Origin of the sequence: Rubrivirga sp. (genome assembly GCF_965213695.1) — a bacterium.
Taxonomy (GTDB): domain Bacteria; phylum Bacteroidota; class Rhodothermia; order Rhodothermales; family Rubricoccaceae; genus Rubrivirga.
Genome location: NZ_OZ243912.1, coordinates 2926719 through 2938875, shown reverse-complemented (window position 1 = coordinate 2938875; position 12157 = coordinate 2926719). Strand labels below are relative to the sequence as shown.

Sequence of the window (12157 nt, the reverse complement as noted above, 5' to 3'; positions counted from 1 at the left end):
ACGTTGGACCCGTCTCGCCCCTTGGTCATGCCGCGAACATTGTCGACCGACGAGCTCGCCCGCCGTGGCGACCGGATCTACCGCTCCCGCGTCGCCCCCACGCTGGGCGTGAGCGACGAGGGTCGGTTCGTCATGATCGACGTGGACTCGGAGGACTTCGAGATCGGCGCCGACGAGCTGGAGGCGGCGGCCCGGCTCAAACGCCGCCGGCCCCGCGCTCAGGTTTGGTTCCGGCGTGTCGGCGCGGGCGCCGTCCGGCGGTACGGCCGCCGGCATCCCCGATGATCGAGGGGTTCGTCGAGCCCACCCTCGACGCCGTGATCGCGGTCCAGGTCCGAGGGCCCGCTGGCGCCGAGTTGGTGGAGGCGGTGATCGACACCGGCTTCTCCGGGTGGCTCTCGTTGCCCGCCCACGTCGTTCGGAGCCTCGGCCTCGAGTGGGTCAGGTCCGGCCGCGCGGCCCTCGCCGACGGCACCGTGATTGACATTGACGTGTACGACGCCGAGGTGAGATGGCACGAAGGCTGGCGGGCCGTTGCGGTCGATGAAGCCGATACGGACCCGCTGATCGGGATGCGGTTGCTCCGTGGCAGCAACCTGAGAATCGACGTGACCGAAGGAGGCGCCGTCACTCTCCGCCCCCTTCCCGACGGCGATGCGTAGCACGTCCGCACGCGCACGTTGCGCCCGGCCGGCTCGTCGATGTCGTCGTGGCGTAATGGGGAGGACGTAGACTCCGACCATGGACCCGGCCGTCGCCCAGATCCTCCGCTCGCCCCGCGCCCGCCGCATCGTGAACCGGGTGGCGCGGGCGCTCAATGCCGGGGGGGTCTGGTCCCGATGAGCCCGGCCGAGGTCGAGGCGTGGGCGGGGCGTTGCGAGGCTCACGTCCGAGAGACGGTGGCCGGCGATGCGGCGCACGACACCGCCCACGTCCGGCGCGTGGTGGCCTGGGCGCGGCGGCTGGCCGAGGCCGAGGGCGCCGACCTCGGCGTGGCGCTTCCGGCGGCGTGGCTCCACGACGCCGTGACGGTCCCGAAGGACGCGCCGGACCGGGCGCGGGCGTCGGCGCTCGCGGCTGAGGCGGCAACGGAGTGGCTACGACGCGAGGGCTTCCCGGCCGACCGGCTCGGCGCCGTCGCCCACGCCATCGAGGCCCACAGCTGGTCGGCCGGCATCGAGCCCCGGACGGTCGAGGCCGCCGTCGTCCAGGACGCCGACCGGCTCGACGCGCTCGGCGCCATCGGCGTGGCGCGGCTCTACGCGACGGCGGGCGCGCTCGGCTCCGCGCTCGCGCATCCGACGGACCCGGTCCCGGCCGAGCCGCCGACGCGCCCGCTCGACGACCGGCGGTGGGCGACGGACCACCTGTTCGTCAAGGTGCTCCGCCTCCCAGCGACCATGCGGACGGCGGCCGGCCGCGCCGAGGCCGAGCGCCGAGTTGCCTTCTTGCACACGTTCCTCCGCCAGCTGGCGACGGAGGTCGGGTAGGGGAGAGCCTGGGGCCGGCACCCGGTGGACCCCCGGGCGTGCCCGGGCCGTCAGACGCCCGCACTTCCCCCTCTCCCCATGAGCGACTCCGACGACACCACGCGCAACGAGAAGCGCGGCGACGACAACACCAAGACCGGCCGGATCAAGCAGACCAACGACCCGCAGGGCGGCGGCGGCGGCGGGTCCGGCGGCGGCGGCGACAAGAAGGACACCAACGGCGGCAACTGACGCCCGGGCGGGACCGAGGACGCGCACGCCGCGTTCGGGCCCCCGTTCGTCTGTCGATCCAACCCCTCGGCCCCGGCTCCGATCCAGCGAGCCGGGGCCGTCCATTGACCGCCCATGCCGTTCGCCACCTGGTTCGTCGTCGCCGGCCTGCTCCTGACGCTGATGGCGCTGGGGAAGACGACGCTCGCCCGGCTCCCGCTCTCGACCGCCCAGCTCTACCTCCTGGTCGGGCTCGGGATCGGGCCGCTCGGGATCGGGCTCCTGGTCATCGACCCGGTCGACGAGGCCGGGATCCTGGAGGTCCTGACCGAGATCGCCGTGATCCTGTCCCTCTTCGCGGCCGGGCTCAAGCTGCGGACGCCGCTCTCGGACGGTCGGTGGAAGCTCCCGCTCCGCCTGGCGACGGTCTCGATGACGCTGACCGTGTTCGGGATCGCCGCGCTCGGGGTGTACGGGCTCGAGCTGCCCATCGGGGCGGCCGTCCTGCTCGGCGCCGTCCTGGCCCCGACCGACCCCGTGCTGGCGTCCGACGTCCAGATCGAGGACCCCGACGACACCGACCGGCTCCGGTTCTCGCTGACCGGCGAGGCCGGGTTCAACGACGGGGCTGCGTTCCCGTTCGTGATGCTGGGGCTGGGCCTGCTCGGGCTCCACGAGGTGGGCCACAACTTCAGCCGGTGGCTCCTGGTCGACGTCGTGTGGGCCGTGCTCGGCGGGCTCGCCGTCGGCGCCGCGCTGGGCGTGGCCGTCGGCCGGCTCGTGGTGTACCTCCGGCGGACCCACAAGGAGGCCGTCGGGACCGACGACTTCCTGGCGCTCGGGCTGGTGGCGCTGGCCTACGGCGTGGCGCTCCTGGTCAGCACGTACGCTTTTTTGGCGGCGTTCGCGGCCGGCCTCGCGCTCCGCGCCGAGGAGCGCCGCGAGACCGGCGACGAGCCGGCCGCCGACGTCGAGGCCATGGCCCACGAAGGCCAAGCCGAAGAGGTGGCCGTCGACGAGCACGTGGCCCCGGCCTACATGGCGTCGGCCGTGTTGGGGTTCGCCGAGCAACTGGAGCGGATCGGGGCCGTGGCGCTCGTGGTCTTGGTCGGCGCCCTGCTCCACCGGGCCGACTGGACGCTCGACGCGCTGTGGTTCGTCCCGGCCGTCCTGCTCATCGTCCGTCCGCTGGCGGTCTGGATCGGCATGGCGGGGTCGTCGTCGAGCGGGCTCCAACGCGAGCTCATCGCGTGGTTCGGCGTCCGCGGGATCGGCTCGGTCTACTACCTCATGTTCGCCGAGACGCACGGGCTCAACGACGGGTTCTCGGACCTCCTGCTCGGGCTCGTGCTCACGACCATCGCCGTCAGCATCGTCGTCCACGGCCTCTCGGTCACGCCCCTCATGCGCTGGTACTCGAAACGGTCGGACGCGGAGGAGCGCGAGGCCGTGCGGCTGGAGAAGGAGGGGTAGAGAGGGTGGGCGCGAGTCCCGGAAACTTCCCCTCCGTCCCCTCCGGTCGGCCTCGAACTGCCAGCACCCAATCCCTACCCCTCCACGTCGCCGGCCCCGAACTCTTTGCGGACCTCCGCGCGGAGCGCGGCGGCCTCGGCGTCGATCCGGTCGGCCTCCGTGGCCTGAGCGTCGAGCGCGGCCCGGGCGTCGAGGGCCAGCCGGGCGACCGGCAGCACGAGCGCCCGCACCTTGCCGACGGCCTGGTCCACCTCGTCCGCCAGCTCGCGGTCGAGCCCGTCGCGGAGCTCGGCGCGGAGCGTGTCGACGCGCTCCGAGAACTCCTTGACCGCGCGGCGGCGCTGGGCCGGCAGCACGATGAACCCGAGCGCCGCGAGGGCCCCGGCCGCCAGCACGCCGCCCGTCACGTCGAACGCCGTCGTCGCGATGAGCACGACCGCCAGCGCCCCGATCCCGACCGCCGTGGCCCCTCCGACGGTCAGCGCCGAGCGGGCGTTCTCGAGCAGGCGCCGGGCCTCCTCGCCCATGTCGTACTGGTCGATGGTCCGCCGGGCCTCCCGGAGCACGTCGCGCAGGACCTCCTCGCGGTCGTAGAGGAACCCGCTCTCGGAGCGGGCCCGGTCGCGGCGCAGGTCGGCGAGGCGCGTGTAGGTCTCGTTCCACAGCTCGAACACGCGGCGGAGCAGGGCGTCGGCGGCCTCGCCCAGCCGGCCCTCGATCCGGTGCTCGGCGTCGCGGACGACCTGGCGGTCGAACTCCTCTCGGAAGGCGTTCCGGTCACGGATCAGGTTGAGCCGCGAGACGCGGATCGTGTCGTCCAAGAACCGGGTCCCGCGCTTCTCCATCTCCAACAGCTCGCGGTCGACGTCGGCGACGGCCCGGCCGGCGACCTCGTCGAGCTGGGCGCGGACCTCGTCGAACCGGCCGTTCAGCTTGGCGAGCTCGACCTCGTCGCTCGCGAGCACGTCGCGCTGGGCGTCGACGCGGTGGCGGACGTCGGCCAGGAGCGTTTGGGCCGCGTCGAGCGGGCCGGCCAGCTTGAGCGCGACGCGGGTGTCCTCGGTCAGCGTCTCGGTCAGGAACCGCTCGAACGGGGCGAACCGGGACCGCTCCCACCTCGGGTCGGCGCGGTAGCCCCCGTCGGCCTCCTTCGCCTGGAGCGCCAGCCGGGCGGCGACGGGGAAGATCAGCGGCGGGCGGGCGTCCTCGATCCCGGCCTCGGCAAAGATCCGCGCGAGCCCGTCGCGGACGTGGGCGAGCACCTGGTCGAGCGCGGCCTCGGTCTCGGCCAGGTCCGCTTTGTTGACGGCGATCACCAAGCGGCGGCCCCAGGCGCCCCGGATGTACTCCAGGAACGTCCGCTCGGAGTCCGAGAGCGGCCGGTCGTAGCTGGTCACGAACAGGACGAGGTCGGCGCGGGGGACGTAGTCCTCGGTCAGCGCCTGGTGCTCCTTGACGATCGAGTTGGTCCCGGGCGTGTCGACGAGGGCCAGGCTCTCCAGGAGCGGGTGATCGAGGGTCCGCTCGGTGATGAACTCGCTCCGGCGGTGCGTCGCCTCGGCGTCGCCGTGGCGGAGCACGGTGATCTTGTCGGTCGTGGGCACGGGCCCCTCCTCCATCACGCGCCGCCCGAAGAGCGCGTTGACGACGGTCGACTTGCCCGCGTTGAACTCGCCGGCGACGACCAACAGGAACAGCTCGTCGAGCGTCCGGGCGAGGTCGGCGAGCCGTCGCCGCGTGTCGTCGGGCGCGTCGGCCCGGTCGAGGAGCGCGCCGAGCGCGCCGAGCAGCGACCGCTCGCGGTCGAGGAGGTCTTGGGCAACGCGAGCGGGGGAGTCCATCGGTATGGGGAGCGTGTGCGAAGAAGGTAGCGTGCGCGCTCTGGGTTGCCTCTAGAGGCGGTTCGGGGAGGTCGCTCCGGGGTGCATCGTGGAACCGCAGGACTACGCGGGCTTAGGAGCGGCAGGCGCAAGCGCCCCTCGCTTGCATCCCGTTTGTTCCCCCCGCAACTCCCAGAGAACTCCTCCATGCTCCACGTGGCACTCGTTGGCCTGTTGGCCGGCTCGCTCGCCGTCGGCACCCCCGACCGCGACGACGACAAGAAGAAGAACGACACCGACTCGCCTCGGACGGCCGAGAACGCGACGCCGGGCGTCTTCGAGACCGCTCGCGCGGCTCAGGACCCCCAGACCATCACGCTGGACACGTACGCGCTCGGGATCCCCTCCGACATCGCCCCCATCAAGCTCTGGGCGTCCTACGCCTACGGCGAGGCCGAGAGCATCTGGGACGTCAACGGCGAGGACGGCGAGTTGTCCGTGGCCGGCACGAACGGCGACATTGTGAGCCAGCGCGTCAACGTCGGCGCCCAGGTCAACTTTATCAGCTTCCCGGCCTTCAAGCTCGGCGGCGGCGCCTTGCTGACGATCGCCAAGAACGAGTTCCAGGCCGGCTCCGACCCGTCCCCGTTCACGAACGGGATCGGCAGCATCGAGAGCGACTTCGGTGTCCAGGGCATCAAGGTCTTCGGCTCGGCCCGGGGCCGCGTCGTTGGTGTCCACGGCGGCTACATCTTCGACCTCGGCAGCGAGCGCGAGTTCGGCGACCAGGCCACGATCGACGGCGCCCGGTTCGGGGGCCAGCTCGGCGCCAACGTCCCGGTCTCGATCAACCCCGGCGCCCCGGAAGATCAGCGAGTCCTGCCCACGGTCCTCGTCGCGGGGAACGCGGCGTACTCGCCGCTCCTGCTCCCGACGGCGCTCTCGAACTCGGACGGCCGCGACGCCATCACGTTCGGGGCCGACTTCGACTACCCGAGCAGCGCGTTCCGCGTCTTCGGCGGCATCGACTACTTCATGCTCCAGGCCGGCGGCGTGCCCGAGGTCGACGACGACTCCGACCTCCTCAACTTCATGTTGGGCGCCGGCATCAAGCTGAGCGTGTTCGAGATCGGGGCCGCGGCCCAGATCCAGACGCGGTTCGACCAGCCGACGGTCGAGAACATCGGCACGGAGTCCGGGATCGGCAGCCACGCTGGCACGATCGCGCCGTACATCCGGATCTCGCCGCCGAACCTCCCCGCGTCCATCTACTTCAAGGGCGCCGTCCAGGAGGAGTACACCGAGTTTGGCTACGGCCTCGGCGGCGCCAACTCGGTCAAGCCGTCGATCGGCGGCACCCTCGGCCTGTCGATCGGCTTCAACTAGCCTCGGGCCGGCCGTAGTCTGGGGGCCGTCCGGCGGATGTCGGGCGGCCCCCTCTTTTGTGCCCATGCGCGCCCTCCTGTTGGCCTCCGCCCTCGCCGTCTCGGCCTGCGCCGGCCCCGACCCCGTGCCGACGGGCCCCGACGCCCCCGTCTCGGTCCGGGCCCTCGCGGGCCTGACGGACTCCCTCGCCGCCGCGCGCTCGACGACGCCCCGCCGGGCGTTCCTCCGCCGCCAGCTCGTCCGCGCGGGCGTGACGCCGTTCGGCGACGGGGGCCTCGTGGCGAGGTACCAGACGGACCTCGGCGTCCCGGTCGTCGGCGGGTTCGTGCCGGGGCGGAGCCCGCTGGGCCGGTCCGAGCTCGTCGTGCTCGGCACCCGCGCCGACGGGCCGGCGACGGCCGCCGTGTTGGAGGCCGCCCGCGTGCTCGTCGAGCGGTCGCTGTGGACGTCCCAGCCCGAGCGGACCGTCGAGGTCGCGTTCTGGTCCGCCGGCGACGGCGTCCGCCAGGTGATCCGGAGCTCGCTGTGGCCGCGCGCCGCCGTCCGGGCCGTCGTGATGGCGGGGCCCGAGGGGCCGGCTGAGATCGACGGGGTCGCCATCGAGCGGCTCGACCCGGCGCTCGACCCGGTCGCCCTCGCCCAAGCGCTCGTCGACCGGACGACGGCTCGCGCGCGCTACGTGCCGCCGGCTGACCCGGACCTCGGCGGGCCCGCCGACTCCCTCATCGTCCAATGACGACGGCCTGGACCACGGACGCGGCAACGGGCGACCCCGCCCGCGCCGTCCGCCTGACGCTGTTCTGGGGCTTGGACGGCGTCGCGCTCAGGACCGTCGGCGGCGGGCGCGTGCCGGACGTGACCGAGGGCCCGCTCCGGCGACGGCTCGACCAGGCCGAACTGGCGGTCGTCGCGCTCGACCCCGGCCTGTTCGAGGGGGACGCCGGGTCGCGAGCAACGTGGCTCAACGAGATCGACCGGCTGGACGAGGTGGCCGCGTTCGGCGAGCGGTTCGGGTGCGGGCTTGCCCGCGTGGGCGCGCTCGCGGCCGAGCCGTCCGACGCCTCCGCCGACGCGCTGCGCCAGGCCGGCGACCGGGCCGCCGCGCTCGGCTTGGCGCTGGCCGTCCGCAACGACGCCGGGACCGCGGTGGCGACAGGCGCCGCGCTCGCGGCCCTGCTCGGAGCCGTCGGCCACCCCGCCGTCGGCGCCGACTGGCGGCCGGCCGACGCGCTCGCGGCCGGCGAGGCCCCGGCCGACGGGCTCGAAGCGCTCGTGTCCGCCGGCGTGCCGGTCCGCTGCGTCGGCGTCCGTGATGGGGCCGTGGTCGACGGCGGGTGGGCCGACGCCTCGTTCGGCGAAGGCGACGTCGGGTGGGACGCCCACCTGGCCGCGCTCGTCCGGGCCGGCGCCGACGGGCCCCTCGTGATCGACGCGCTCCCGGAGCCGGCCCGGACGAGCGGGCTCGGCGCGGCGACGGCCCTCATCCGGTCGGCCCGGCGGGCGCTCCGGGGCACGGGACGGGGATAGCTTTTGCCCGTGCCCGTCTCCGCCCGTTCCCGCCTCTTCCTCGACCCGCCGTCGGCCACCCTGGCCCACCGGCTGTGGTTCGGCTGGGCGTTGGTCTGGGCCACGGTCTTCACGGTGACGATGAGCCCGTGCGTCGTGCTGCACTCGGCGTTCCGCCCGACCGCGCGGACGCTGCGGGCGTGGATGCGGCCGTGGGCCCGGTTCGTCTTGGGGATGTGGGGCGTCCGGGTGCGCGTCGAGGCCCGGGCGCCGGTGCCGGACGGGCCGGTCGTGTTCGTGTCGAACCACGTGAACTCGCTCGACATCCCGGCGGCGATGGTCGGGCTGCCGCGGCCGTTCCTCTACGTCGCCCGCCACGAGATCCGGGCGTGGCCGATGGTCGGGTGGGTCTTGGACAAGACGGCGTGCCTGTTCATCGACCGCTCGAACGCCCGCCGGTCCGTCGCCGACCTCCGCCGCGTGGCCGAGCGGATCCGCGGCGGCGACTCGGTCCTGCTGTACCCGGAGGGTGGGCGGAGCCACGGCCACGCGCTCAACCCGTTCATGCGCGGCCCGTTCGTGCTCGCCATCGAGTCCGGCGTGCCCGTCGTGCCAGTGACGGTCGTCGGCCACGCCGGGCTGCTGTCGACGACGGAGAAGCTGGCGCGGCCGGGCGAGACCCGGTTCGTCCTGGGCGAGCCGATCCCGACGGCCGGCCTCACCCGTGCCGACGCGGCCGATTTGCAGGAGCGCCTCCGAGCGGTGATCGCGGGCGAGCTGGCGGCGTTCGGGCCGGCGGAGTAGCCTCGGGCCGGCGTGCTCCGGGCGGACCCCCTGTCCGGGCACCCATCGCTCCGGCTGGCGCCTCCGCTCAGCGGGCGCCCGGACTGTCCCCTTCGAGGGGGACAGCCATCCCGGCCTTGAGCGGAGCGATGGCTGGGGTGGCGGGGGGTCCGGTCGGAGAACGAAGGCCGGATCTCCGCCGGTCGCCCGGCCTCGGGGCCGCATTGGGCGCGGGCTATCTTGCGGGCCATGCGCGCCCTCGCCGTCCTGCTCCTGTCCGTCGCCGCCCTTGGCGCGTGCTCGCTCGGCGACTGCTCGTTCGAGACGGCCCGGACGACGACGACCGGCGGTCTGCTCGTGGCCGACGGGCGCGGCGTCGGCGACACGCTGACGGTCGCGTTCGTCACCGACGCCGCGCCGGGCCTCGAGGTCGCCGTCGACGCCGGTGTTGGGGAGGCCCCGAGCCCGACGCCGGACGGCGCCGTCGAGGTGTTGTACGACGCCGTCGCACTCACGGGGAGCGGCGACCGCGTCCCGCGCCCGCTCACGGCCACCGTTCGGGGCGACACCGCGTTCGTCTACGCCGTCGGCGCGCTCGACCCCTCGGTCTTCTCGCTCGCGTGCTCGCCGCCGCCGTACGGCATCACGGTCGACGTCCGCGCGATCCTGGTTCCCGCCGGCACCGTCGCCGCCCGCGTCGCGACCGTCTCCGTCGACGACCTCCCGGCGGCGACGGCCGCCGCCCTCCGCCAGCACGAGGCCGACCGCGCGCTGGCTCGCCCGATCCACACCTAAAGCATGGCGAAGTCGAGGAAGAGCCGCCCCGGGGCGGCGGGGGGGCCGGCGCCCCTCGAAGGCAACGAGGTCTGGAAGCAGCGGAGCCGCGTCCGTCGCGCGGGCCCCGTCACGCGCGAGGCGTCGCTCTGGGAAAAGCAGCCCGGCTGGGTCCAGCAGGCCGTCTGCGTCGGGTTCCTGGTCGTCGTCGCCCTCGGCTTCTTCGCTCCGACGACGTTCGGAGGGCGGACGCTCGTCGGCGGCGACACGGTCCAGTGGGCCGCGACGGCTGAGGCCATGCTGGAGTACCAAGAGGAGACGGGCGTCCAGCCCGAGTGGGCGCCCAACGTGTTCGGCGGGATGCCGGGGACGATGATCCTGAGCGGCTCGCGCGTGCCCGGCGTCGACACGGTCGTGATGGGGCTGCGGAAGGCCGGGCTGTGGCCGGTCGCCCACTTCCTGGTGCTGCTCATCGGGACGTACCTCCTGGTCCTCTACCTCACGCGGACCCCGCTGGCCGGCGTCGTGGCGGCCGTCGGCTACGGGTTGTCGACGTACCTCCCGCTGATCCTGACGGCCGGCCACAACACGAAGTTTATCGCGCTCGCCTTCGCGCCGTGGCTCCTGCTGGCATTCGCCGCCGTCATCCGACGGACGCCCGAGACGGGCAAGATGATGAGCGTTTTCCTGACGCTGCTGTTCGCGATCGCGGCGGCGGCCAACCTGCGCGCGGGGCACGTCCAGATCACGTATTACGTGGTCGTCGTCGCCTTCATCTGGTGGGTGGCCGAGGGGGTCGCCTCCGCGCGCGACGGCCGCGCGGCGATGTGGGCCGTCTCGACCGGGCTCCTGGGCGTCGGCGCCGCGCTCGCGCTGGCGATGGTCGCCGACCCGTACCTGCTGCAGGCCGAGTACAAGGCGTTCACGACGCGCTCGGCGGGGCCGGGCGGCGGGCTGGCGTGGGAGTACGCGATGGCCTGGAGCCAGGGGCTCGGCGAGCTCCTGACGCTGGTGATCCCCGGCGCCTACGGCGGCGGAGGGGCGACGTACTGGGGCGCGAAGCCGTTCACGGCCGGGCCCCACTACGTCGGGCCCGTCGTGGCCCTGCTGGCGCTGGTCGGCGTGGCCGGCGTGGCACGGCGGTCGGTCGCGGCGTTCGGGGTCGCGGCCGTCGTGATGGTCCTGTTCTCGCTGGGCGAGTACCTCCCGCTCGTGAACCGGCCGGCGTTCGAGGTGCTCCCGCTGTTCAGCGCGTTCCGCGTGCCCGAGACGTGGCTGGCGGCGGTCGTGCTGCTGCTGGCGCTCCTGGCCGGGTGGGGCGCGTACTACCTCCAGCGCCGCGAGGCCACGCCCGAGGCCGAGGTCCGAAAGCGGCGCGTGGTGCTCGGCGTCGGCGCCGCGCTCGCGCTCCTGGTCGGCGGGCTGTGGCTGACCGGCGGGGGCCCGCTCGCGTTCGAGCGGCCGGACGAGGGCGCCCAAATCGCGGCGGCCGTCGCTCAGCAGAACGGGCTCTCGCCGGCCGACCCCCAGGTCCGCCAGGCGGCGGCCCAGTACCTCGAAGGCGCCGAGGCCGAGCGGCGCGCCCTGTTCGCGAGCGACGCCGGGCGGTCGCTGCTCCTGCTCGCGCTCGCACTCGCGCTCGCCGCCGCGTTCCTGTGGCGCCGCGTCCCCGCCTGGGTGGCCCTGGCGGGCCTGGCCGTGCTGGCGACCGTCGACCTGTGGGGCGTCGGCCGGCGCTACTTCAACGAAAACGACCCGTCGCTCCGGCGGACGTCCCGCGTCGAGGCCCAGATCCAGCCGACCCAGGCCGACCAGTTCCTGGTCGAGCAGGTGCGAGAGGCCGGCGGGCCCGGCCGGTTCCGCGTGCTCCCCGACAACTGGTCCCAGAACGCCGTCCCCTCGTACTTCTACGAGTCCGTCGGCGGGTACCACGGGGCCAAGCTCGCGCTCATCCAGGACTACTTCGACCGGCTCCTGCCCGACGACTCGACGGGCCTCAACCGGAACGCGCTCTCGCTCTTGTCGGCGCGGTACACCGTCCTGAACGGCGTCGTGCCGGGCTACACGCCGCTGTTCCAGGACGAGCAGACCGGGCTCGTCGTCGCCGTCGACTCGTCGACGTTGCCGCGCGCCTTCTTCGTCGACTCGGTCGCCGTGGTCCCGGACGAGGACGTGCTGATCGAGCGGATCCGCGACCCCGAGACCGACCTCCGCCGGGTCGCCTTCGTCTCCGAGCCGCTGCCCGAGGGCGTCTCGGCCGACGCGCTCACCGGCGCCGCGCCCGACTCCGGCGCCGTCGTCGTCGAGCTGGAGCGGTTCGAGCCCGACGAGGTGGTCTACCACGTCCGGACGGACCGGCCGCGCCTGCTCGTCGCCAGCGAGGTCTACTACCCGGCCGGGTGGACGGCCCAGGTCGGCGAGGACCGCGTGCCCATCGTCCGCACGGACTTCCTGCTCCGCGGCATCCCGATCCCCGCCGGCGACCACATCGTGACGATGCGGTACCGGCCCGAGACGCGCAGCCGAGGGGTGATGATCTCGTGGGTCGCCACGCTCCTGGCGTACCTGGGGGCCCTCGGCCTCGGCAGCCTGCTGTGGTACCGCCGCGGCCACCCGCCGGCGTGAGCGGGGGATGGAGAACCCGAGTGGTGTCGGAACCGAAAGAGGCGGTGGGACCGGCGACGGAGGACCGGGGACCGGCTTCCGTGACGAGTC

12 protein-coding genes are annotated in these 12157 nt (G+C 73.9%); 11 read left to right on the top strand and 1 reads right to left on the bottom strand.

The annotated features are described in order from the left end of the window. Window positions 1-27: 27 nt before the first annotated feature. The 5 genes from ACOOHE_RS13105 (at window position 28) to ACOOHE_RS13085 (ending at window position 3173) form a co-directional block, all read left to right on the top strand. Complete coding sequence (locus ACOOHE_RS13105) at window positions 28-285, top strand: hypothetical protein (protein ID WP_420454532.1); 258 nt, start codon at window positions 28-30, stop codon at window positions 283-285. Beyond that, window positions 282-662, top strand: coding sequence for a clan AA aspartic protease (locus ACOOHE_RS13100; RefSeq protein ID WP_420454531.1), 381 nt, complete (start codon window positions 282-284; stop codon window positions 660-662). The genes ACOOHE_RS13105 and ACOOHE_RS13100 overlap by 4 nt, the downstream gene beginning before the upstream one ends. Window positions 663-839: 177 nt before the next feature. Beyond that, window positions 840-1490 (top strand): HD domain-containing protein, encoded by a 651-nt coding sequence (locus tag ACOOHE_RS13095; protein WP_420454530.1) that lies wholly within the window; start codon window positions 840-842, stop codon window positions 1488-1490. 78 nt (window positions 1491-1568) lie between these two features. Further along, a complete protein-coding gene (locus ACOOHE_RS13090; protein ID WP_420454529.1) occupies window positions 1569-1721 on the top strand; it encodes a hypothetical protein in 153 nt (50 codons plus the stop codon). Window positions 1722-1835: 114 nt separating this feature from the next. Next, the gene (locus ACOOHE_RS13085; RefSeq protein WP_420454528.1) at window positions 1836-3173 is read left to right on the top strand and encodes a cation:proton antiporter; all 1338 of its coding nucleotides are present in this window, start codon (window positions 1836-1838) and stop codon (window positions 3171-3173) included. 74 nt (window positions 3174-3247) lie between these two features. Here the strand turns inward: ACOOHE_RS13085 and ACOOHE_RS13080 are convergent, their stop codons facing one another. Further along, the gene (locus tag ACOOHE_RS13080; protein WP_420454527.1) at window positions 3248-5014 is read right to left on the bottom strand and encodes a dynamin family protein; all 1767 of its coding nucleotides are present in this window, start codon (window positions 5012-5014) and stop codon (window positions 3248-3250) included. A 186-nt stretch (window positions 5015-5200) separates the two neighbouring features. Here ACOOHE_RS13080 and ACOOHE_RS13075 point away from each other — a divergent pair, with 186 nt between their 5' ends. The 6 genes from ACOOHE_RS13075 to ACOOHE_RS13050 all read left to right on the top strand — a co-directional run bounded on the left by ACOOHE_RS13075 (window position 5201) and on the right by ACOOHE_RS13050 (window position 12067). Further along, window positions 5201-6379 carry a hypothetical protein gene (locus ACOOHE_RS13075; RefSeq protein ID WP_420454526.1) on the top strand — a complete coding sequence of 393 codons (1179 nt, stop codon included), beginning with the start codon at window positions 5201-5203 and terminating at the stop codon, window positions 6377-6379. A 64-nt stretch (window positions 6380-6443) separates the two neighbouring features. Continuing rightward, window positions 6444-7115, top strand: a complete 672-nt coding sequence (locus ACOOHE_RS13070) for a hypothetical protein (RefSeq protein ID WP_420454525.1) — start codon at window positions 6444-6446, stop codon at window positions 7113-7115. After that, window positions 7112-7906, top strand: coding sequence for a TIM barrel protein (locus tag ACOOHE_RS13065; RefSeq protein WP_420454524.1), 795 nt, complete (start codon window positions 7112-7114; stop codon window positions 7904-7906). Before ACOOHE_RS13070 ends, ACOOHE_RS13065 begins: the two co-directional genes overlap by 4 nt. A 9-nt stretch (window positions 7907-7915) precedes the next feature. Next, window positions 7916-8689 (top strand): lysophospholipid acyltransferase family protein, encoded by a 774-nt coding sequence (locus ACOOHE_RS13060; RefSeq protein WP_420454523.1) that lies wholly within the window; start codon window positions 7916-7918, stop codon window positions 8687-8689. 228 nt (window positions 8690-8917) lie between these two features. Further along, window positions 8918-9463, top strand: a complete 546-nt coding sequence (locus ACOOHE_RS13055) for a hypothetical protein (RefSeq protein ID WP_420454522.1) — start codon at window positions 8918-8920, stop codon at window positions 9461-9463. Between the two features lie 3 nt (window positions 9464-9466). After that, the gene (locus tag ACOOHE_RS13050; protein ID WP_420454521.1) at window positions 9467-12067 is read left to right on the top strand and encodes a hypothetical protein; all 2601 of its coding nucleotides are present in this window, start codon (window positions 9467-9469) and stop codon (window positions 12065-12067) included. Window positions 12068-12157 lie beyond the last annotated feature (90 nt).

What these genes read in the sequence shown, in the direction of transcription:
- ACOOHE_RS13095 (WP_420454530.1), top strand. Translation starts at nt 840, where the DNA reads ATGAGCCCGGCCGAGGTCGAGGCGTGGGCGGGGCGTTGCGAGGCTCAC.
- ACOOHE_RS13075 (WP_420454526.1), top strand. Translation starts at nt 5,201, where the DNA reads ATGCTCCACGTGGCACTCGTTGGCCTGTTGGCCGGCTCGCTCGCCGTC.
- ACOOHE_RS13080 (WP_420454527.1), bottom strand. Translation starts at nt 5,014, where the DNA reads ATGGACTCCCCCGCTCGCGTTGCCCAAGACCTCCTCGACCGCGAGCGG.
- ACOOHE_RS13090 (WP_420454529.1), top strand. Translation starts at nt 1,569, where the DNA reads ATGAGCGACTCCGACGACACCACGCGCAACGAGAAGCGCGGCGACGAC.
- ACOOHE_RS13105 (WP_420454532.1), top strand. Translation starts at nt 28, where the DNA reads ATGCCGCGAACATTGTCGACCGACGAGCTCGCCCGCCGTGGCGACCGG.
- ACOOHE_RS13100 (WP_420454531.1), top strand. Translation starts at nt 282, where the DNA reads ATGATCGAGGGGTTCGTCGAGCCCACCCTCGACGCCGTGATCGCGGTC.
- ACOOHE_RS13085 (WP_420454528.1), top strand. Translation starts at nt 1,836, where the DNA reads ATGCCGTTCGCCACCTGGTTCGTCGTCGCCGGCCTGCTCCTGACGCTG.
- ACOOHE_RS13065 (WP_420454524.1), top strand. Translation starts at nt 7,112, where the DNA reads ATGACGACGGCCTGGACCACGGACGCGGCAACGGGCGACCCCGCCCGC.
- ACOOHE_RS13050 (WP_420454521.1), top strand. Translation starts at nt 9,467, where the DNA reads ATGGCGAAGTCGAGGAAGAGCCGCCCCGGGGCGGCGGGGGGGCCGGCG.
- ACOOHE_RS13055 (WP_420454522.1), top strand. Translation starts at nt 8,918, where the DNA reads ATGCGCGCCCTCGCCGTCCTGCTCCTGTCCGTCGCCGCCCTTGGCGCG.
- ACOOHE_RS13070 (WP_420454525.1), top strand. Translation starts at nt 6,444, where the DNA reads ATGCGCGCCCTCCTGTTGGCCTCCGCCCTCGCCGTCTCGGCCTGCGCC.